This is a genomic window from Pelagibacterium sp. (genome assembly GCF_965249125.1).
GTDB lineage: Bacteria > Pseudomonadota > Alphaproteobacteria > Rhizobiales > Devosiaceae > Pelagibacterium.
This window is the reverse complement of the sequence record NZ_OZ252217.1, coordinates 1208259-1228629: the sequence shown is the minus strand read 5'-3', so window position 1 is coordinate 1228629 and position 20371 is coordinate 1208259. Positions and strand designations below refer to the sequence as shown.

Here is a 20371-nt window from a genome sequence, read left to right as displayed (position 1 = left end):
ATCCTCTAGCAATCGACCAACACCACTCGGTTTGCTCGGTTTCTTTTTGTACGCCACTCTATCCGATACTTAGGCCCAACTGAATCGCAGCTTGATTTGGCGGCGCAGGTGCTGGATTTCAGCGGGTATTTGGCAGCGCATCGACCATGTCCGCAACCAAGATCCTCTGGGGCCAAATTGCCATCGTCTTCCTCATCGTCCTCACCACCACATGGGGTGCGACGGAATGGGTTGCCTGGCGGCTGGGATTCCAGCCCCAGCTCGGAACGCCCTGGTTCGATCTGGCGGGGTTTCCCTTCTACTATCCGCCGGCCTTCTTCTGGTGGTGGTATGCCTATGATGCCTATGCGCCGCTGATCTTTGTCGAGGGCGCCGTGATCGCAGCCTCGGGCGGGTCCCTGTCGATTGGCGTCGCCATCATGATGTCGGTTTGGCGCGCGCGGGAAGCCAAGGACGTCATCACCTACGGGTCCGCACGCTGGGCCGAACCGAAGGAAATCGCCCGGAGCGGGCTGCTCGGGTCGGATGGCGTCGTGCTTGGCAAGTTCGAGGAAAACTACCTGCGCCATGATGGGCCGGAACATGTTCTCTGCTTCGCGCCGACGCGGTCCGGCAAGGGCGTCGGCCTCGTCGTTCCCACTCTCCTGACATGGCCGGGCTCGGCTATCGTCCACGACATCAAGGGCGAAAACTGGGACCTGACCGCGGGATTCCGGTCGAGGCACGGCCGTGTGCTGATCTTCGATCCGACCGATCCCAGATCGTCGGCATACAACCCTCTGCTGGAGGTTCGCCGCGGTGACTGGGAGGTCCGTGACGTCCAGAACGTTGCCGACATTCTGGTGGACCCGGAAGGATCGCTCGAACGGCGCAATCACTGGGAAAAGACCAGCCACGCCCTTCTGGTCGGCACCATCCTGCATGTCCTCTATGCCGAACCGGACAAGACGCTCGCGGGGGTCGCCGCGTTCCTCTCCGATCCCAAACGGCCGATCGAAGCAACGCTGAAGGCGATGATGACGACTCCGCATCTGGGCGATGCCGGCCCGCATCCGGTGGTTGCCTCGGCGGCCCGTGAACTTCTGAACAAAGCCGACAACGAACGCTCGGGCGTGCTCTCCACCGCCATGTCGTTCCTTGGGCTCTACCGCGACCCTGTCGTCGCAAGGGTGACCCGCCAATGCGACTGGCGCATCGCCGATCTGATCGACGGAGAACGACCGGCCACCCTCTATCTCGTCGTGCCGCCCTCCGACATCTCACGCACCAAACCTCTCATTCGTCTGGTGTTGAACCAGATCGGGCGGCGGCTGACCGAGGACCTGCAGGCAACGTACCGACGCCAACGCGTGTTGCTCATGCTCGACGAGTTCCCGGCACTAGGCCGACTGGATTTCTTCGAGAGCGCCCTCGCCTTCATGGCTGGTTATGGGCTGAAGGCCTTCCTAATCGCCCAATCTCTCAACCAGATCGAGAAGGCCTATGGGCCGAACAATGCGATCCTGGACAACTGTCATGTTCGCGTGAGCTTCGCGACCAATGACGAACGCACCGCCAGGCGCGTTTCGGACGCGCTTGGCGTGGCGACCCAGATGCGGGCCATGAAGAATTATGCCGGCCACCGGCTCTCCCCATGGTTGGGACATCTCATGGTGTCGCGGCAGGAGACAGCCAGGGCGTTGCTTACACCCGGCGAGGTCATGCAGCTTTCAGCCACTGATGAGATTGTCATGGTCGCGGGCCTGCCGCCGATCCGGGCGAAGAAAGCTCGCTATTATGAAGACGCAAGATTCAAGGAGCGGATCGCCTGCCCGCCGGACCCGACCAAGAGCATCCCGCCTGCAAGAGACGATACTTGGGCCAATCGCATCGTCGCACCCACTGCACAGCTCACTTCGGATGAGGACGCTGGCACCGAAGACAGCACGAATGGCGGGATTCGGCGGCAGCCAGACCTGCCCGAACATGAGGAAATCGTCCAGTGGTCCCAGGAACCGAAGCCGTCCAGGGAGTTCGACCTGCTCGAGGATGACGCCGATGAGCCCGCGAAACAGGCACGGGCATTTCGTCAGCAGGGCCGCCAGATCGCACGGCAAGCGACAATGGACCCCAAAGACGGGATAGAATTGTGAGGGCCATGGCATGCGCAGCCGGATGAACGTTTACTTCCCCCCGGAAATGCTGAAGCAGATCGCCGACCTCGCCGATCGCAAGGGCCTGTCCCGTTCCGCCATCGTCGAGGCGGCCGTTGTTTCTTTTCTATCTCCCGACGGTTCGGATCGGATGGAAGCCGCGTTCACCCGTAGGCTCGACCGGCTGACGCGCCAAGTCCAACGGCTGGAACGAGACGTTGGGATCAGCGCAGAGACACTGGCTCTCTTCATCCGGTTCTGGCTGACGATCACACCGCCACTCCCCGAGGACGCCCAATCGTCGGCCCAAATTAAGGGACGGGAACGCTTCGAGGGCTTTGTCGAAACGCTCGGTCGACGACTGCAAAGGGGGCAGAGTTTTTTGAGGGAGATTCCGGACGATATCGAAGCCAAAGCCCGATCTGGAGAACCGGAGGACTGATTCTCCAATTTTACCGGCGTTGAAGCGATACTCGACTGCTTGGAATCGATCTCCTTCTGCATCCACCCGGCATCCAATGCGTCCGCAACTGTGCGTGCTCGAGAGACGGACCGTGCCACAGTTCCCGTAAATCGCCTTCCTACAAACCTGGGGCGGCCAGCTATCCTCTCTTCCTCGACCAGCTGCCAACCCTCGGGCTTCAACTGTTCATTGATGTGCTGAACTATTTGCAGCGCTTCATTGCGATCAGGACGGACAACCGGGTGGACCATCTCGGCCAAGAAGCGAACGAACTGCTCGCTAGGACAGTGAAGAAGGTTAAAGCGGGTATCTCCAAACACCCAATCGTCGTCCCAGTCGTCATTGTTCACGCGGTGCTGCCAGATGTCAGATGCTGCATCGGTGAAGCGAGTGTCGAACGAAGGCATGGCCTTAAGGTCGAAAACCCTCTGCAGAAATTCGACGTCCTCGAGAGCTCCGCTCCACCTGACTTTCTCTAATCGCAAGCCGTCAAAGATGTTCTGTCGAGTGACAGCCGCTACCGCCGTGTCCTCACCCCTCCAGCCGGGCACTGGCGTTTGAAGCTTTGGTGCGATCGACACGCTGAACCAATCGCGAGAATATTGGTCAATGATAGGTTTGAGCCTTGCCGCGATCTGCTCTTCGAGAATAGTTCTCCTCGGCCCCACCCGGGCGTACTCGGGTGCGTCAATCAGGATATAGATCGTCCAGATCGCGGTGCCGCCATCCCAGTTGTCAAACCCGGTCTCCTCGAACCTGATGCCGGATAACCTCAACAAGCTTGCCGCTTCGTGTAGGCTCTCTGCCGACAACATCGCAGCAGCTGTGGCTATAACCGGCTCGGGATGCTCAGCGATGCCCTTCATCTGCAGCTCCCTGTCCCGACGGTGGAGCCCCATCCGTCCAGTTCGTTCCGAATCTCGATGCGCTGTGAGCCGAGTGTCCGTTTTCCTGCAACGAGATTGATGCCTTGGTTGCGGAAGCCCCTTCTGCAGCACCAAACGGGGTTGGGCCCGAAATCCAAGCGGAAGCGACGACCATGCTGGTCGTCCTCCCAGTATGCTCGTCCTACTCTGAGGTGCAGAGCCAAATGGAAGACGCCGGTCACCATCACGCTGGTGTCCGGGCGTACATACGGCCCCTTGTCCACCCTCCGACCTTCTGGATCGACAGGTGGTGCGGGAAACTTAAAGGCAGCACTTATCCGTCGGCCCGCATATTTTGCGGCAGGCCCACTGGGTTGAATAGACGCATAGACATAGTCAGTAGCTTGTCGGATCGCCTGTGCCCAGGCCGAGTAATCCCAAGATGTATCTGGCTGCTTGACCTCAAAAGCAAACGCATAGCTAGCTAGGCGATCATCTTTGGGAACGGCGAGAATATCGGCCCTGATTGTGCGCCTGGTAAACAGAGCATGCTGGAGAGGAACCTCTTCGAAGCACTCGAAGCCCGCACCAAGCGCACTGACCAGTGCCGCTCGTTGTTCTTTCTCAACGTCCACGCGGCGACCTCCATTCAATGTCTGATTCGGCATGTTGCAGCGCGGCTGTGTTTTTGTCCAAACCTATGGGCGGGAACGCAAAGATGTGGTGCCCTCCTGGCCTCGCTCTCGAGCGCCGCCACCGTTCAGGCCATGTTGCAGCGCGTCATCGGTGACGTAGATCTTGGCCAAGGGGATGTTAGAAAGACGCTTCGATGGTAGCGTTCGTAGGGGTGCCAGAATACCCCGCGCTGCTCGTCGGGTCGCGTACTGCAGCGCCACAGCAGCGTCCACCAGACCGCGATCGATGAAGACCCAATCGGTATCCATTTCGCTTCTCAGTGGATGACCGCTTTCGGGTGCTCAGTGTCGCCGGGCAATGGCCAACACGGTGAAGGTTGCCGACGTCAGCTTTTCGAGTTTGTAGCTAAACCAGTAAGTCTGGGTTCGGCCCAGGAACACCTCATTGGCAATCGTCTTGTGACAACCATTTGATCCGGTAAAGCGGTCGCTCATGCGCATCGCGTAGATCTTTGCTCCATATCTGAGAAACCGGCCGCCGCTCCGCCGTCTCCCTGTCTTTACACGCCATGCCACTACTACGCTCTTGACGCTGTTGCGCGAAGCCATTTCCCGCCTCTTTTAATCAACCCCGATCCGGGATCGAAGTCGCGATCCCAACCACATTCGGGGGCGAGATGTCGGCAACCTTTCAGAAATCGGAATCGTCATCCCGCGGCGCGCGCATGCTGCGCACCGCGCTCGGTCCGGCCATCGCACGTTTCCTGGAAGAGCCCGGCATTGTCGAGGTGATGCTCAACCCGGACGGCCGCCTCTGGGTCGACCGGCTCTCCGAGGGTCTTGCCGATACAGGTGAAACCCTCGCGCCCGCCGATGGTGAGCGGATCATCCGGCTCGTCGCGCACCATGTGGGCGCCGAAGTCCATGCCGGCAGCCCCCGTGTTTCCGCGGAACTGCCGGAGACGGGCGAACGCTTCGAGGGATTGTTGCCGCCGGTCGTCACAGCGCCCACCTTCGCGATCCGCAAGCCCGCCATTGCCGTCTTCTCGCTCGACGACTACGTCGCTACGGGCATCATGCAATCGGACCAGGCTGAAGCCCTGCGCATCGCGGTTGCCATTCGCAAGAACATCCTTGTCGCTGGCGGCACCTCGACCGGCAAAACGACACTGACCAATGCGTTGCTCGCCGAGGTGGCGAAGAGCGCGGACCGCGTCATCATCATCGAGGATACGCGCGAACTGCAATGCGCGGCGCCCAACCTTATCGCCATGCGCACCAAGGACGGTGTCGCCACGCTGTCCGATCTCGTCCGCTCATCGCTTCGCCTGCGCCCCGACCGCATTCCCATCGGCGAGGTGCGCGGGCCCGAAGCGCTCGACCTTTTGAAGGCCTGGGGCACCGGACATCCCGGTGGCATCGGCACCATTCACGCCGGCACGGCCATCGGCGCGCTGCGCCGTCTCGAACAACTGATCCAGGAAGTCGTCGTCACGGTGCCCCGCGCCCTGATCGCCGAGACCATCGATCTCGTCGCAGTGCTGGCGGGCCGTGGCGCCGAACGCCGCCTCACCGAACTCTCCGCCGTCACCGGCCTCACACCTGACGGCGATTACCACCTTATCCCAGCCACCAAGCTCTCGGAAGGTCCCACAGCATGATCCGTCCCGTTTTTCGCCTTCTCCGCCGGATTGCCGGCACTGTCTCGACACTCGTCGTCACCATGATGATGGCGCCTGTCGCCCACGCGGCCGGTTCGTCCATGCCTTGGGAAGCGCCGCTCCAGTCCATCCTCGAATCCATCGAGGGACCGGTCGCCAAGATCATGGCGGTCATCATCATTATCATCACTGGGCTGACGCTCGCCTTCGGCGACACCTCGGGCGGCTTCCGGCGGCTGATCCAGATCGTCTTCGGCCTGTCGATCGCCTTCGCCGCATCGAGTTTCTTCCTGTCCTTCTTCTCCTTCGGCGGCGGGACGCTCATCTGATGACCGACGTTCCCGGCTTCATCATTCCCGTACACCGCGCCCTGACTGAACCGATACTGCTTGGCGGCGCGCCGCGCGCGATCGCAATTCTGAACGGCACCCTCGCCGCAGCACTCGGCCTCGGGCTGCGCCTCTGGCTGGTCGGACTCATCCTCTGGGCCATTGGTCATGCCGCCGCCGTTTGGGCCGCCAGGCGCGACCCGCTCTTTGCGGATGTCGGGCGACGGCACCTGCGCATTCCTTCCTATCTGAGCGTCTGACAATCCCCATGATGAACCTCACCGAATACCGCCGCACCTCCACCCGGCTCGCAGATTACCTTCCATGGGCGGCACTCGTTGGTGAAGGCGTCGTCCTCAACAAGGATGGTTCGTTCCAGCGCACCGCCCGTTTCCGCGGGCCCGATCTCGACAGCGCCGTCCAGGCCGAGTTGGTGGCGGTGGCCGGACGGCTCAACAACGCCTTCCGCCGCCTCGGCTCCGGCTGGGCGATCTTCGTCGAAGCAATGCGCGCGCCAGCACGCGATTATCCGGAAAGCACCTTCCCGGATCCGGTGTCTGCGCTCGTCGATGCGGAACGCAAGGCAATGTTTGAGGAGGAAGGCGGACACTACGAGTCGCGCTACTACCTGACCTTCCTCTACCTGCCGCAGGTGGAGGATGCCTCGCGATCCGAACGGTTCCTATACGAGGGTCGGGAACGGGGCGGCGAGGCCAATGCCCGCGAGCATTTTCAGGGTTTTGTCGATCGAACAGCGCGCGTTCTGGCCCTGCTCGATGGCTTCATGCCCGAATGCACCTGGCTCGATGACACCGAGACACTGACCTATCTGCATGCGACGGTGTCGACCAACCGGCACCGCGTTCGTGTGCCCGAGACCCCGATCTATCTCGACGCGCTGCTCTCCGACCAGCCGCTCACCGGCGGCCTTGAGCCGATGCTGGGCACCGCGCACCTGCGTGTTCTGACGATCGTCGGCTTTCCGAGCGCGACAACACCCGGCATCCTCGACGAACTCAACCGGCTCGCCTTCCCCTATCGCTGGTCGACCCGCGCCATTCTGCTCGACAAGGTCGACGCGACCCGTCTGCTTACGCGCATCCGCCGGCAATGGTTCGCCAAGCGCAAGTCGATCGCCGCCATCCTCAAGGAGGTGATGACCAACGAGGCGTCCGTGCTTTTCGATACCGATGCCGCGAACAAGGCCGCGGACGCCGACGAGGCCTTGCAGGAACTTGGCGCCGACCTCGCCGGACAGGCCTATGTGACCGCGACGCTGACGGTGTGGGATGAGGATCCGCGCATTGCCGACGAAAAGCTGCGGCTCGCCGAAAAGGTGATCCAGGGACGGGACTTCACGGCGATGCCGGAAACGGTCAATGCGGTGGAAGCCTGGCTCGGCAGCCTGCCCGGTCATGCCTACGCCAATGTCCGGCAACCGCCGATTTCCACGCTGAACCTTGCCCACATGATCCCGCTCTCGGCGGTATGGGCTGGGCCGGAACGGGACGAGCACCTTGCGGCGCCCCCTCTGCTCTTCGGCAAGACCGAAGGCTCGACCCCGTTCCGGTTTTCCCTTCACGTCGGCGACGTCGGCCACACCATGGTGGTCGGCCCGACCGGTGCCGGAAAATCGGTTCTGCTGGCGCTGATGGCGCTGCAGTTCCGCCGCTACTGCGATGCTCAAATCTTCGCCTTCGATTTCGGGGGCTCGATCCGCGTCGCCACGCTCGCCATGGGCGGCGACTGGCACGATCTCGGCGGCGGACTGACGGAAGGGATCAAGGACAGTGTCACCCTGCAGCCGCTGGCGCGCATCCACCACGTCCCCGAACGCGCCTGGGCCGGCGACTGGATCGTCAACATCCTGCGCCGGGAAGGCGTGACGATCGATCCCCAGGCTCGCGAGCATTTGTGGGCCGCGCTCACCTCGCTGGCCTCCGCCCCCATCGAGGAACGCACGATCACCGGGCTGTCGGTCCTGCTTCAGTCGCAGGACCTTAAGCGTGCCCTGCAGCCCTATTGCGTTGACGGCCCCTATGGGCGTCTGCTCGATGCGGAGAGCGAACGGCTCGGCAACGCACCGGTGCAGGCCTTCGAGACCGAGGACCTGATCGGAACCGGCGCCGCGCCCGCCGTCCTCGCCTATCTCTTTCACCGCATCGAGGCACAACTCGACGGCCGCCCAACCCTGTTGATCATCGACGAGGGCTGGCTCGCGCTCGACGACGAGGGCTTCGCCGGCCAGCTCCGCGAATGGCTGAAGACGCTGCGCAAGAAGAATGCTTCCGTGGTCTTCGCCACCCAGTCGCTCTCTGACATCGACAACTCCAAGATCGCGTCCGCGATCATCGAGAGCTGCCAGACAAGGATACTGCTTCCGAACGAACGCGCCATCGAACCGCAGATCACCGCGATCTACCGGCGTTTCGGGCTCAACGACCGACAGATCGAGATCCTCGCCCGGGCGATACCCAAGCATGACTATTACTGCCAGTCCCGCGCCGGCAACCGGCTGTTCGAACTCGCCCTCGGAGAAGTCGCGCTCGCCTTTTGCGGCGCCTCGTCGAAAGCCGATCACGCCGTTCTCGACAAGCTCATCGCCCAGCATGGTCGCGAGGAATTCACGCAAGCCTGGCTGCGCGCCCGCGACATCGCCTGGGCGGCCGATCTCATTCCCACACTCACCAACATGGAGACCCCATCATGACCTTCCGCCACACCCATGCGGCTCTGATCGCCGCATCCGTTCTCTCCCTGCCCGTCGCCCTGTCGCCGATGACCGCGCAGCCCGCCTATGCGCTTTTCGGGTTCGGGGGCATTGTCTACGACCCGACCAATCACGCCGAGAACGTCCTTCAGGCGGCGCGGGCGCTCGAGCAGATCAACAACCAGATCACCTCGCTTCAAAACGAGGCGCGGATGCTGATCAACCAGGCGCGCAACCTGACGAGCCTGCCTTATTCGGCGCTGCAGGAGCTTCAGCAATCCGTTCAGCGCACGCAGCAGCTCTTGGGTGAGGCGCAGCGCATTGCATTCGATGTCCAGCAGATCGATCAGGCGTTTCAGACCACCTATGGCGATGTCCAGCTTTCAGCTTCCGACCAGGACCTGATCGCCGGCGCGCGCGAACGCTGGGAGAACACAGTTGCCGGACTACAGGACGCGATGCGCGTGCAGGCCGGTGTCATCGGCAATATCGACACCAACCGCAACCAGATGAGCGAGTTGGTCGGACGCAGCCAAGGCGCGACCGGGGCCTTGCAGGCGGCCCAGGCCGGCAATCAGCTTCTCGCCCTGCAGGGCCAGCAGCTTGCCGACCTCACAGCCGTCGTCGCCGCCAACGGGCGAGCGCAGGCGCTAGCCGATGCCGAGCGGGCCACCGCCGTCGAACAGAGTCGCGAGCAGCGCCGCCGTTTCCTCGAGCCGGGATCAGGCTACCAGCCCGGCAACGCCCAGATGTTCTACGGCGGCAATTGAGGCGCGGGAAATGGACGGCAAGACCCTAGCGCGCATCGGCGCCATCGTCTTCGTCGCGGTCGCCATCACGGCGACCGTGCTCGAACTGACCCGCGAACCGGAGCCACAATCAGGCATCGTTTCCGCACCGGCCTCAGCCGGCTCTTCGAAAGACGGTCCGGCCCGCCGGGAGTTGCGGCGCTGCCAAGAGCTCGGCGAGGCGGCCACACGCGATGCGAACTGCCTCGCCGCCTGGTCCGAGAACCGCCAGCGCTTCCTCGGCACCGAACCGGAGAGGCAGTAACGCAATGGGCGATACCGGCGTCATCGATCATTTCCTGCAGGTCTTCACCTCCTACATCGATTCCGGCTTCGGCTTGCTCGGTGGCGAAGTGGCGTTCATCGCCACCACACTGATCGTCATCGACGTGACGCTCGCCGCTCTGTTCTGGTCGTGGGGCGCGGACGAGGACATCATCGCCCGGCTCGTCAAGAAGACCCTCTTCGTCGGCGCCTTCGCCTACATCATCTCCAACTGGAACAATCTCGCCCGCATCATCTTCGAGAGCTTCGCGGGGCTCGGCCTTAAGGCGAGCGGAACAGGGTTTACCGCGACCGATTTGCTGCGGCCGGGCAAGGTCGCCGAAACCGGCCTCGAAGCGGGCCGGCCATTGCTGGAATCCATCTCCGACCTGATGGGCTACTGGGCCTTCTTCGAGAATTTCATCCAGATCGCCTGCCTGCTCTTTGCCTGGGCTCTGGTCCTGCTCGCCTTCTTCATCCTCGCCATCCAGCTCTTCGTCACGCTGATCGAGTTCAAGCTGACGACGCTCGCCGGCTTCGTGCTCATTCCCTTCGGCCTTTTCGGCAAATCCGCCTTCATGGCCGAGCGCGTGCTCGGCCACGTGATCTCGTCGGGCATCAAGGTGCTGGTGCTTGCCGTCATCATCGGTATCGGCTCGACCCTCTTCTCCGAATTCACCGGCCGTTTCGGCGGCGATCAGCCGACGATTGACGAGGCCATGGCGATCGTGCTCGCCGCCCTTTCCCTGCTGGGCCTCGGCATCTTCGGCCCGGGCATCGCCAACGGCATCGTCTCCGGCGGTCCGCAGCTCGGCGCGGGTTCCGCTGTCGGAACCAGTCTCGCCGCCGGCGGGATGATGGTTGCCGGTGGCGCTCTTGCCGCAAGAGGCGGATCCGCAGCACTCGCGGCGGGTTCGGGCGCGGCCCGGGGCAGCGCCGCGCTGGCCAGTGGTGCGGCAACATCCTACTCGCTCGGCACTTCCGGACAATCCGGCGCCTCCGGCGTCGCCGCTGGTCTTGGCGGCGTGGCCAGGGCGGCGGGCGGAGCCATGACCTCGCCCCTCCGTCGCGCCTCTGCCGGCATGAAGCAAAGCTTCGCCGAGGGCGGACGCGCGGCCATCGAGGCCACCGGCGGCGCGGTCACCGGCGGTTCCGCCGCCGCGCCCGCCGCCAGTACGCAAGCCGACATGCCCGACTGGGCACGCCGCATGAAACACGCCCAGCGCGTCAGTCATGGCGTTTCGGCCGCCGCTCATTCAATCCGTTCGGGAGACGCCCAGGGCGGCGGCTCCTCCATTGATCTCTCCGAAGGTGACCGCTGATGTTCAAACGACCCGCAACCCATTACGGCAAGACCCCCGAACCCGAGACACCCTATCAAAAGGCCGCGCAAGTTTGGGACGAACGTATCGGCTCAGCCCGCGTGCAGGCGAAGAACTGGCGCCTCATGGCCTTCGGCTGCCTGTTCCTGACATCCGGCTTCGCCGCGGCGCTGGTCTGGCAGTCGACACGCGGCACGGTGGTGCCCTGGATCGTGCAGGTCGATGCGGTCGGCGAGGTGCAGGCCGTGGCGCCGGCCACGGCCGACTATGAACCGACCGACCCGCAGGTCGCTTTCCACCTCGCCCGCTTCATCGAGAACGTCCGGGCCATTCCCGCCGATCCAATCATCGTGCGCCAGAACTGGCTCAGAGCCTACGACTTCACCACCGACCGCGGAGCGGCGGCGCTCAACGACTATGCCCGCGCCAACGATCCCTTCACCAAGGTCGGCGAACAGCAGATCGCCGTCGAAGTCTCCAGCGTTATCCGCGCTTCTCCGAACAGTTTTCGCGTCGCCTGGACCGAGCGTCACTACGAGAACGGCCAGCTTGCAACGACCGAGCGCTGGACCGCGATCCTGACCATCGTCATCCAACCGCCGCGCAATGCCGAACGCCTGCGCAAGAACCCTCTCGGTATCTACGTCAATGCAATCAACTGGTCCAAGGAACTCGGATAATGACAATGCCGCTTTTCCGTAGCGCCGGAGGGGCGATTTCGCGCAAAGCCGCTTTGACGCTTCTCCTGCTTTCCGCTTCCGCGCTTTCCGGTTGCGCCACCTTCAAGCCACCGGAAATCAGCTACGACAGCGACGTGCCGCCCCTGCCCTCTGTACCGGCATCGGTCACCGATGAGGACCCGAAGCCGCTTCACGTTCCCCCCGCGTGGACGCCCGCCCATGGCGGCGAGACCGCGACGACATCCACCGGTCGCGTCGAGAACGCCAATGCCGCGGCCCGGGTCGAACCGAGGCGCGAGGGGTATTTCAACGCCATCCAGATCTATCCCTGGAGCGACGGCGCGCTCTATCAGATCTATGCCGCGCCCGGTCAGGTCACCAATATCGCACTCGAGCCCGGCGAGAGCCTGACCGGCGCCGGACCGATCGCTGCGGGCGACACAGCGCGCTGGATCATCGGCGATACGGAGAGCGGGAACGGCCGAACGCGCCGCGTCCATATCCTCGTCAAGCCCACACGGCCCGACATCGCGACCAACCTCGTCATCAGCACGGATCGGCGCGTCTATATGCTCGAGTTGCGCGCCGGCGAAGAGCCTTACATGCCCGCCGTTGCATGGGCCTATCCGGAGCCGCCCGCCACGCAAAGCCAGGCCACGCCGGCCCGGCCGACGATACCGGTGATGAGCGCGCGCAACTACCGCTACGGACTGACAGGCGACACGCCGCCTTGGCGGCCCGTCTCCGTCTTCGATGACGGACGCCGGGTCTACATCCAGTTCCCGCGCGGCATCGTCCAAGGCGAAATGCCGCCCCTGTTCGTGATCGGCGCCGATGGCGAGGCGCAAATCGTCAACAGCCGCATCTATCAAAACATCCTGATCGTCGACCGCATCTTCGCGGCCGCCGAACTGCGCCTCGGCAGCGGTCGCGAACAACAGGTGGTCAGGATCGTGAGAACCGACGGAAGGCCAGGGTCATGAGCGCTGACAACACCAAAAAGCGAGAACCGGAACGCACCAGACCGTCGACCGACGCAGCGGCGGCGATGCGTTTGCGCGCCGAGCCGCCACAGGTCACCCGCCTGTCGCGACGAACCTTGGCGGCGGCCGGTCTGATCGTCTCACTTGCTATAGGCGGAGCGCTGATCTATGCGCTCCGTCCGCCAGAATCCAGGTCCGGTGGCGAAGAGCTCTACACGACTGATAATCGCCGCACCGCGGAAGGGCTGGAGGACCTGCCACGGGATTATGCGGGCCCGGTCCTCGGCCCCCCTCTGCCGGGCGATCTCGGCCGGTCCATCCTCGACGCGCAGGAAAGAGGACAACCCGTCGCGCCGCCAGTCATTGCCCCGCCTGCGACCGATCCCGAGCAGCAACGCCGACTCGCCGAAGCCGAGGCCGCCCGGACTAGCAGCGTCTTCTTCCAGACCGGCCGGGCCTCCCCGAACAGTCGCGCAAATACCGCGGTTGCGAACTCTGCCGGGCATAACCTCACCGGGCAGCCCCCCGCGGTCACCACACAGGATCGCCAACTCGCTTTCCTCAATGCGGCAACTGACCGGCGTACAACCGCGCCCGATCGCGTCGTGCCGCCAGCCTCGCCCTATGTCCTCCAGGCCGGCTCGGTCATCCCCGCCGCCCTCATCACCGGCATTCGCTCTGACCTGCCCGGCCAGATCACCGCGCAGGTCACGCAACACATTTACGATAGCCCGTCTGGCCAAATCCTGCTCGTCCCCCAAGGCACCCGCATCGTCGGCGAATATTCGAACGATGTCGGCTTCGGCCAGCGACGCATCCTGCTCGTCTGGAACCGTCTGATCTTCCCGAACGGCCGGTCCATCGTCCTCGAACGGCAACCCGGCGCCGACACCGAGGGGTTCGCCGGCCTCGAGGATGGTGTCGATCATCATTGGTGGGATCTCGCGAAAGCCGCGGGACTGTCGACATTGCTCGCGGTCGGTGCGGAGCTCACCATGGATGACGACGACCGCCTGGTCCAGGCGATCCGAAGCGGCGCGCAGGACACCATCAACGACGCGGGGCAGCAAATCATCCAACGCCAGTTGCAAGTCTCACCAAATTTGACGATCCGGCCGGGTTTCCCTGTGCGCGTCATCGTCACCCGCGATTTCGTCCTGGAACCCTATCGAGGCTAAGCCGTGACCACCAAGCTCAAACTCTCCACCATTCCCGATGACAAGCCGGTGAAGGTGACAGTGGAACTGCCCGCGGACGTGCATAGGGATCTCGTCGCCTATGCCGAGGTGATGGCCCGAGATTCCAATCAGGCAACGCCCGAGCCGGCCCGGCTGATCGCGCCGATGCTGCAACGGTTCATGGCGACCGATCGCGCTTTTGCGCGTCTGCGGAAGTCGCGCCGGCAGACGCCGTGATATCGAGCCGGCGCGGCAGCCAGTCGGAGTTGCCGCGCCGCACCCGGCCGGCGAGTACATGGGCTGTACTGACAAGGCAGCGGAGCGCCGGATTGTCGTTCTCGGCCAGCCAGATCGCGCTGAACGGAAGTACGTCCTCGGGATTGGTCAACGGGCGCAAGACGAGGTCCGGCAGCTTCACGGCCACCCAGGCGGCGGATATCGCTGTGAGTCCCTCCCCAAGACTGACCAGGTTCATCAAGGTCTCGAAACACGCGCATCTCGCTTCGATCTTCGGGAAGACCGCATGGTCGGCAAGCCGCCGCACGATATAGTCGTGGACCTCAGGTCCCGGCGCGATGCTGCTCGTGATGAACTGCTCTTCACACAGGTCCGTCCAGTCGAGTTCGCTTTGGCCCGCAAGCCGGTGCCCTTTGCCAAGAGCAATATGAATCCGCTCGCACCACAGCTCCGCACACTCGCAATTCCGGACCGGACGCGAGCCAGGCACGAACACTATGTCGAGCTCGCGCGACCGCAACGCTGCGATGTGATCATCGCGACCACCGTCGCGAACGTCGATCCGAACCTTCGGATACTCCTGGCGATAAGCGACAAGCAGTTTCCTGAGGAACCCGCCAGCGAGCGAGGTCAGAACGCCGATCCGGACCGTTCCCGCTTCGGCCCGGCCGGCGGCGCAAGCCGCACGACGTGCCTGGTCGAGTTGCTGAAGTGCGGGCAGCGCGTCATCCAGGAAACGCTGCCCCGCATTCGTGAGCCTAACGCCTGTATTGCTCCGTTCGAGGAGCGACACCCCGAGCTTGTCTTCCAGGCGCATGATCTTTCGGCTGACGCAGGACTGTCCCACTCCAAGCGTTTCGGCCGCTTGGCGAAAACTTCCATTCTCAGCAGCGGCTAAGAAGTAGCGAATCTCTGTTAGCTGGGGCACGACACTTCACAAAACTAGCCCAGAAGCTCATCGGCAGCCTTGTGTTGGTAGCCATGGCTCTCAGCGACCGCCTTGTAGGTTACCGATCTGTTGGCAATATTGAGGCCGCACTTGAGATGCGGATCGTCAGCCAAAGCCCTTTTCCAGCCCTTGTCTGCTATCGCCAACGCATACTGAAGGGTCACGTTGTTCAACGCGTAGGTCGACGTCCGGGCAACCGCGCCAGGCATATTTGCGACACAGTAGTGCACGACATCGTCGACAACATAGATGGGGTCCGAGTGAGTAGTGGCCTTTGAGGTTTCGAAGCATCCACCTTGATCGATAGCAACATCGACGATCACTGAACCGGACTGCATTTTTGCCAGCATGGTGCGTGTAATCACTTTCGGCGCGGCCGCTCCCGGAATGAGCACGGCACCAATTACCAAATCCGCGTCAGAGACCAATCTATCGAGAACGGACCTGGTTGAGTAGATGACCTTCGCCGCACCTCCGAAGTGACTTTCAAGCCGCTCGAGAACGTTTGGGTTCCGATCGAGAATGGTCACATCGGCATGCATGCCGACAGCCATCTGCGCCGCATTGAACCCAACAACCCCGCCGCCGACAATCACTACTTTTCCAGGCGCCACGCCCGGAACTCCGCCAAGCAATACGCCGCGGCCACCCCGAGCGTTTTCCAGTGCTGCGGCTCCAGCCTGGACCGACATCCTTCCGGCCACTTGGCTCATCGGCTTGAGGAGCGGAAGGCCGCCGTTTGCGTCCGTCACTGTCTCATAGGCGATACAGACAGCGCCGGAAGCGACCAAGTCCCGAGTTTGTTCGTCATCGGGAGCCAGATGTAGATACGTATAAAGAACTTGACCTTCTTGGAGCATGGCCCGCTCTTCCGCCTGAGGCTCCTTGACCTTGACGATCATCTCCGCGCGGCCGAACACATCCCGAGCCGAACTGGCGATTTCAGCGCCTGCCAGTTCGTATTGCCGATCATCTGAGCCGATACCAGCTCCTGCCATGGTTTCAACGATGACACTGTGCCCCCGAGCAACCAGCTCCATGACGCTTTCGGGCGTCAAGCCAACACGATATTCGTGGTTCTTCGTTTCTTTGGGTACGCCCAAGAGCATTCGCTATTTCCTAGGTTTTTATTCTGAACTGACCGACAGAATCGAACGGAACCGATGGGATGGATCTCGCGCTACGGTCACTAATTTGCGGCAAGATGAATCGGCAAAGCACATGAGACCTGGTAGCTGCCAACGCTTGGACAGCGAGGAAAGGCAGCTCTCCAGAGGCGCAAGCCCCGGCGCCTTAAATCAGTTAGAGAGAGGTTGAATGGCAGACGGCTCAATGCGGACGTCAACTTGACTGCCAACTTCAAGTCCCTGCAACCGCCTCACCGCAACTAGCGCCTTTAGGACGACGTCCGGGGAAACTTCGATCCACAGATCTACGTGAGCTCCCAAATTGACCATCTTGTCGATCCTGCCGGAAAGACGGTTTGCACTCGCCTCCCCCGGCACGGCCAACTGAACGTTTTCGGGGCGAATACAGCACAGCCTTATTTGGTCCAGGTCCATGCCTGGCGCCTTGTGGCCAATGAGGCTGAGACCGTTGCGCAAAATGAGCCTACTATCGCCGTCCACGAACTCGGCGCGTTCTACCGGCAAGAGGTTGGACTTGCCGATGAAGTCGGCCACGAACGACGATGCTGGATTCTGGTAGATGTCCACCGGCGGCCCTGCTTGGGCGACCACGCCGCCCGACATGACGACGACCCGGTCCGACATTGCCATCGCTTCTTCTTGGTCATGGGTGACGTAAACAAAGGTCATTCCCAGTTGCTGCTGGATTTCCTTAAGCTCAACGCGCATGGACTCTCGCAGTTTGAGGTCCAAATTTGACAACGGTTCGTCGAGGAGCAGCACCGAAGGCTGCGGTGCGATAGCTCGGGCCAGCGCCGTCCTTTGCTGCTGCCCGCCAGATAGCTCCTTGGGATAGCGCGCTTCGTAGCCTTCAAGGTGAACGCTCTTCAATGCTCTGCGCACGCCGATCTCCGTTTCGGACTTTGACGTTCCTTTCATTTTCAAGCCAAAGGCCACGTTTTCAGCGACGGTCATGTGCGGGAATAGCGCGTAATTCTGAAATACCAGACCTATGTTGCGTTTTTCCGGTGGTACGCCGGCCTGGTCTCGCCCGCGGATCCGGATTCTGCCGGAACTCGGTGAATGAAATCCTGCCACCATGTTCAGCGTAGTCGTTTTCCCGCAGCCCGACGGGCCGAGAATGCTGACAAACTCTCCCTTTGGAACGTTCAAGCTTATTTGGTCAACAACCAGATGATCGCCGTAGCGTTTAGTTACATCTACTAGCTCGATATCTGCGACATCTGCGGGGCTCATTTGCTTCCTCCATGGATTTGTGCCGTGAACCCGCCAATTCTTTCAAACAGGAAGATCACCGCGAGAAGGAAGAGAAGGGAGGCAACATTGACTGCGGCCAGAACCGGATCGAGGCCATATTCATAGTAATTGATTACCGTAATCGGCAGCGTTGTTTCACCAGGACGGACGAGAAACAGGGCCAATGGTACGTCGTTGAATGAGAGAATAAACGCGAACGTCATTCCAGAGAAAATGCCGGGCTTAATCAGTGGCAGCAGCACATGGTAGATACGCTGCCACCGATTAGCCCCCAAGATGCGGGCAGCCCGATCGAGGTTCTTGTCGAAATTGTACATCGCGGTCGCTATCATCCGGACGGCGAAAGGTAGTGTCAGGACGACGTGTCCAAGCACAAGCCCTGGCGTTCCAAGATACTGATACAACCCGGCCGATGAAAAGAACAGCACGATTGCCACACCTTTCACGATCTGCGGAACGGCCAGCGGCGATAGCAGAAAGGACATGATCGCATCGTGTCCCGGGACCTTCTCATACGCCACTGCATAGGCCGCAAGCGTAGCGAGCACGCCCGTGACCACTGCCACGATCGCAGCAATCTTGGCACTCAGGACGAAGGGATCGAGCCAGCGGGAGGTCCACAACTGGGCGAACCAATCGGTCGTCCAGGTCCAGAACTCGAAGGTAACCCGCGTCGTCGGGCTGACCGAGGCTGCAAGCACCACGATCATTGGCAGCGCGATAAATAGCAGCACGAAGCCCAAGTATGCGCGATACAAATATGTCAATGGACTTAACGACATGGTCACCTCACATGCAGCCGATTGACGAGACGAGTTTCGATCCGTGAACCGAAAAAGGCCATCGCCATAACAATGATCAGCAAAACGTTGGCCATCACGGCAGCGTAGGGCCAATTGATGTAGACCATCACCTGATGATAAATCATCGTAGCCAACACCCCGAACTTTATACCGCCGAGCAAGGCAGGCGTTGCGTAGGCGCTCGCCGCCAACGTAAAGGCTATCAGCATCGAGCTGACGATACCGGGAACCGATAGCGGAAGGACAATGCGGCGCAGGACCGAAAGTCTGGATGCGCCCAGTACCTGAGCTGCCTTTTCAAGATTGGCATCGATACCTTGAATATTGGTCAGCAAAGACAGAATACCGAACGGCAAAAGGACGTGGGTAAGACCGACGACGACCGCAAACATGCTGTTAGACATATGCAGCGGCGTCTGTATGATTCCGGCCCACAACAAGAGGTTGTTGATAAATCCCTGGTCCTCGAGAATGATCAGCCACCCGTAGGTGCGCAATACCACCCCGGCCAATTCCGGGGCTATAGCCAGGCCGAACACCACCGCGCGCCAACGTGAAGTGGATCTGGCGAGGAAGTACGCGATTGGATAGGCCATCACGGTGACGCAGACAGCCACCGTGGCGGACATAACGAGCGTGCGCCACAGCCCGGCGAGCGCCAAATCGTCGGAAGCTAGCCGCGCATAGCTACCAAGTCCAGGCGCGCCCGTCCGCGAATCTTGAAAACTGAGACCGATCATGAGCCCCATGGGCAGGGCAAAGACTAGAAGCAGTATCGCCAGAGGTGGAAGAAGCGGAAAGTAGCCGCTTGGAACGGATCTGCGGCGCGCTGGCGCCGCAGATGTAATAGGGAAGGTCGTCATTAACGAATCCGTCCTAGTTCGCCGCAGGAACGACTTCGCGTTCCCAACGCTCACCCCATTCCGGCAGCCGCTCGGCCATTACTGCAAGATCTGGCAAAATCAGCTGCTGAATCGCCTCGGAAGTGGTGATTTGGGTTTCCTGCAACTCTTCGGACACCTCGATGTCGGAACGGGCGCTACCGACTTTGTATCCCTCGGCCCATGCCTCCTGGCTGGTCTTTTCGAGGAAGAAATTGACAAATTGCAGTGCTGCCTCCTTGTTGGGAGCGCCAATCGGAATGTTCAGCGTTGAGACCAAGGGCACGGAACCTTCCTCTGGAATGGTGAAATCGACTGGCACGCCCTCGTCTTTCATCAACTGGGCCCGGCCACTGAAATAGGGCATGGCCCAAGCTTGGCCTTCACGGAGGTACCGGTCCATGAGCGCGGAAGTATCGGGAAAAGCGATAGCGCGCGGCGCAAGCTCAACCATCTTAGCGAACCCGGCATCGACCTCATTGGGATCGCCCCCTTCCATGCTGGAGAAAATCTGCAACATGTTGGCCGCCATGATGTTGCCGAAGTTCGGCAACACGATCTTGCCGTTCAACTCATCCTGTTCTAAGACGCTCCATGAAGTCGGCGGCTCGGGAAGATAATCGGTGCGCCAAAGCAGCGCGACATACTGCAACTCGTGTACTGCGGCGCAATCGCCAGCCAAATCCCGAACCGCCGGATCGAGGTAAGCCAAGTTCGGAACATTGTCCTCAGTGAGAACCTCGAGGAACCCGTCCCTGCAACCATCCAAAGATTGCGTCGCGGTCATCACATTCACGTCGAAGCCAGGATTCCCCCGAGTTGCTTTGATCTTTGCATAGTCTTCAGACGCAGTCCCCACTGCGTCGTAGATCACTCTTATTCCGGTCTCCTCTTCAAACGGCTTGATGATACGTTCTTGGATGATGTCGGCGTAGGGACCACCATAGCTGTTGACGATAAGTTCTTGCGCAGTCGCGGACGCTCCATGCAATCCGACCCCGAGCACGGCTAGTGAAATCGTATAGAAAGACGTTTTCATTTGTATATTTCCCCTCTTTGGAACATTGGATAGTTTGCGGCGCATA

General features: G+C 61.5%; 21 protein-coding genes and 1 pseudogene. 13 read left to right on the top strand and 9 right to left on the bottom strand.

Annotated elements, in window-relative coordinates:
* Positions 1–146 precede the first annotated feature (146 nt).
* Positions 147–2132 carry a conjugal transfer protein TraG gene (locus ACP148_RS06045; protein WP_421951706.1) on the top strand — a complete coding sequence of 662 codons (1986 nt, stop codon included), beginning with the start codon at positions 147–149 and terminating at the stop codon, positions 2130–2132.
* Between the two features lie 10 nt (positions 2133–2142).
* On the top strand, positions 2143–2574 hold the full coding sequence (locus ACP148_RS06040; protein WP_421951705.1) for a CopG family transcriptional regulator: 432 nt from the start codon (positions 2143–2145) through the stop codon (positions 2572–2574).
* Positions 2575–2636: 62 nt separating this feature from the next.
* Here ACP148_RS06040 and ACP148_RS06035 read toward each other — a convergent pair.
* The 3 genes and pseudogenes from ACP148_RS06035 to ACP148_RS06025 form a co-directional block, all read right to left on the bottom strand.
* Positions 2637–3410 (bottom strand): annotated as a pseudogene (locus ACP148_RS06035) (hypothetical protein); the annotation flags it as partial.
* A gap of 47 nt (positions 3411–3457) precedes the next feature.
* On the bottom strand, positions 3458–4096 hold the full coding sequence (locus tag ACP148_RS06030) for a hypothetical protein (protein WP_421951704.1): 639 nt from the start codon (positions 4094–4096) through the stop codon (positions 3458–3460).
* Positions 4097–4438: 342 nt separating this feature from the next.
* A complete protein-coding gene (locus ACP148_RS06025) occupies positions 4439–4705 on the bottom strand; it encodes a hypothetical protein (protein ID WP_421951703.1) in 267 nt (88 codons plus the stop codon).
* Between the two features lie 68 nt (positions 4706–4773).
* On the opposite strand from ACP148_RS06025, the gene trbB reads away from it, so the two are divergent.
* The 11 genes from trbB to ACP148_RS05970 are packed head-to-tail and all read left to right on the top strand — an operon-like array spanning position 4774 to position 14248.
* Positions 4774–5757, top strand: a complete 984-nt coding sequence (gene trbB / locus ACP148_RS06020) for a P-type conjugative transfer ATPase TrbB (RefSeq protein WP_421951702.1) — start codon at positions 4774–4776, stop codon at positions 5755–5757.
* Entirely contained in the window at positions 5754–6086 is a 333-nt protein-coding gene (locus tag ACP148_RS06015) for a TrbC/VirB2 family protein (protein ID WP_421951701.1), read from the top strand. Before trbB ends, ACP148_RS06015 begins: the two co-directional genes overlap by 4 nt.
* Positions 6086–6346: a VirB3 family type IV secretion system protein gene (locus tag ACP148_RS06010; protein ID WP_421951700.1), complete on the top strand. Its 261-nt coding sequence runs from the start codon at positions 6086–6088 to the stop codon at positions 6344–6346. The genes ACP148_RS06015 and ACP148_RS06010 overlap by 1 nt, the downstream gene beginning before the upstream one ends.
* 8 nt (positions 6347–6354) lie before the next feature.
* A complete protein-coding gene (gene trbE, locus ACP148_RS06005; protein ID WP_421951699.1) occupies positions 6355–8796 on the top strand; it encodes a conjugal transfer protein TrbE in 2442 nt (813 codons plus the stop codon).
* Positions 8793–9566, top strand: a complete 774-nt coding sequence (gene trbJ / locus ACP148_RS06000) for a P-type conjugative transfer protein TrbJ (protein ID WP_421951698.1) — start codon at positions 8793–8795, stop codon at positions 9564–9566. Before trbE ends, trbJ begins: the two co-directional genes overlap by 4 nt.
* Positions 9567–9576: 10 nt before the next feature.
* Complete coding sequence (trbK-alt, locus tag ACP148_RS05995) at positions 9577–9849, top strand: putative entry exclusion protein TrbK-alt (protein WP_421951697.1); 273 nt, start codon at positions 9577–9579, stop codon at positions 9847–9849.
* A 4-nt stretch (positions 9850–9853) separates the two neighbouring features.
* Positions 9854–11170, top strand: a complete 1317-nt coding sequence (gene trbL, locus ACP148_RS05990) for a P-type conjugative transfer protein TrbL (protein ID WP_421951696.1) — start codon at positions 9854–9856, stop codon at positions 11168–11170.
* Positions 11170–11850 (top strand): conjugal transfer protein TrbF, encoded by a 681-nt coding sequence (gene trbF, locus ACP148_RS05985; RefSeq protein ID WP_421951695.1) that lies wholly within the window; start codon positions 11170–11172, stop codon positions 11848–11850. Before trbL ends, trbF begins: the two co-directional genes overlap by 1 nt.
* A 5-nt stretch (positions 11851–11855) precedes the next feature.
* Positions 11856–12833 (top strand): P-type conjugative transfer protein TrbG, encoded by a 978-nt coding sequence (gene trbG / locus ACP148_RS05980; RefSeq protein ID WP_421951796.1) that lies wholly within the window; start codon positions 11856–11858, stop codon positions 12831–12833.
* Positions 12830–14011 carry a TrbI/VirB10 family protein gene (locus tag ACP148_RS05975; RefSeq protein WP_421951694.1) on the top strand — a complete coding sequence of 394 codons (1182 nt, stop codon included), beginning with the start codon at positions 12830–12832 and terminating at the stop codon, positions 14009–14011. The genes trbG and ACP148_RS05975 overlap by 4 nt, the downstream gene beginning before the upstream one ends.
* Positions 14012–14014: 3 nt before the next feature.
* A complete protein-coding gene (locus tag ACP148_RS05970; protein WP_421951693.1) occupies positions 14015–14248 on the top strand; it encodes a DUF2274 domain-containing protein in 234 nt (77 codons plus the stop codon).
* Here the strand turns inward: ACP148_RS05970 and ACP148_RS05965 are convergent.
* The 6 genes from ACP148_RS05965 to ACP148_RS05940 form a co-directional block, all read right to left on the bottom strand.
* Entirely contained in the window at positions 14190–15176 is a 987-nt protein-coding gene (locus tag ACP148_RS05965) for a LysR family transcriptional regulator (RefSeq protein ID WP_421951692.1), read from the bottom strand. The two genes, ACP148_RS05970 and ACP148_RS05965, sit on opposite strands and share 59 nt — an antisense overlap.
* Positions 15177–15190: 14 nt before the next feature.
* Positions 15191–16306 carry an alanine dehydrogenase gene (ald, locus tag ACP148_RS05960; protein ID WP_421951691.1) on the bottom strand — a complete coding sequence of 372 codons (1116 nt, stop codon included), beginning with the start codon at positions 16304–16306 and terminating at the stop codon, positions 15191–15193.
* A 189-nt stretch (positions 16307–16495) separates the two neighbouring features.
* Positions 16496–17581: an ABC transporter ATP-binding protein gene (locus ACP148_RS05955; protein ID WP_421951690.1), complete on the bottom strand. Its 1086-nt coding sequence runs from the start codon at positions 17579–17581 to the stop codon at positions 16496–16498.
* The gene (locus ACP148_RS05950; protein WP_421951689.1) at positions 17578–18384 is read right to left on the bottom strand and encodes an ABC transporter permease; all 807 of its coding nucleotides are present in this window, start codon (positions 18382–18384) and stop codon (positions 17578–17580) included. The genes ACP148_RS05955 and ACP148_RS05950 overlap by 4 nt, the downstream gene beginning before the upstream one ends.
* A 2-nt stretch (positions 18385–18386) precedes the next feature.
* Entirely contained in the window at positions 18387–19268 is an 882-nt protein-coding gene (locus ACP148_RS05945; protein WP_421951688.1) for an ABC transporter permease, read from the bottom strand.
* Positions 19269–19281: 13 nt separating this feature from the next.
* On the bottom strand, positions 19282–20325 hold the full coding sequence (locus tag ACP148_RS05940) for an ABC transporter substrate-binding protein (protein ID WP_421951687.1): 1044 nt from the start codon (positions 20323–20325) through the stop codon (positions 19282–19284).
* Positions 20326–20371: the final 46 nt, after the last annotated feature.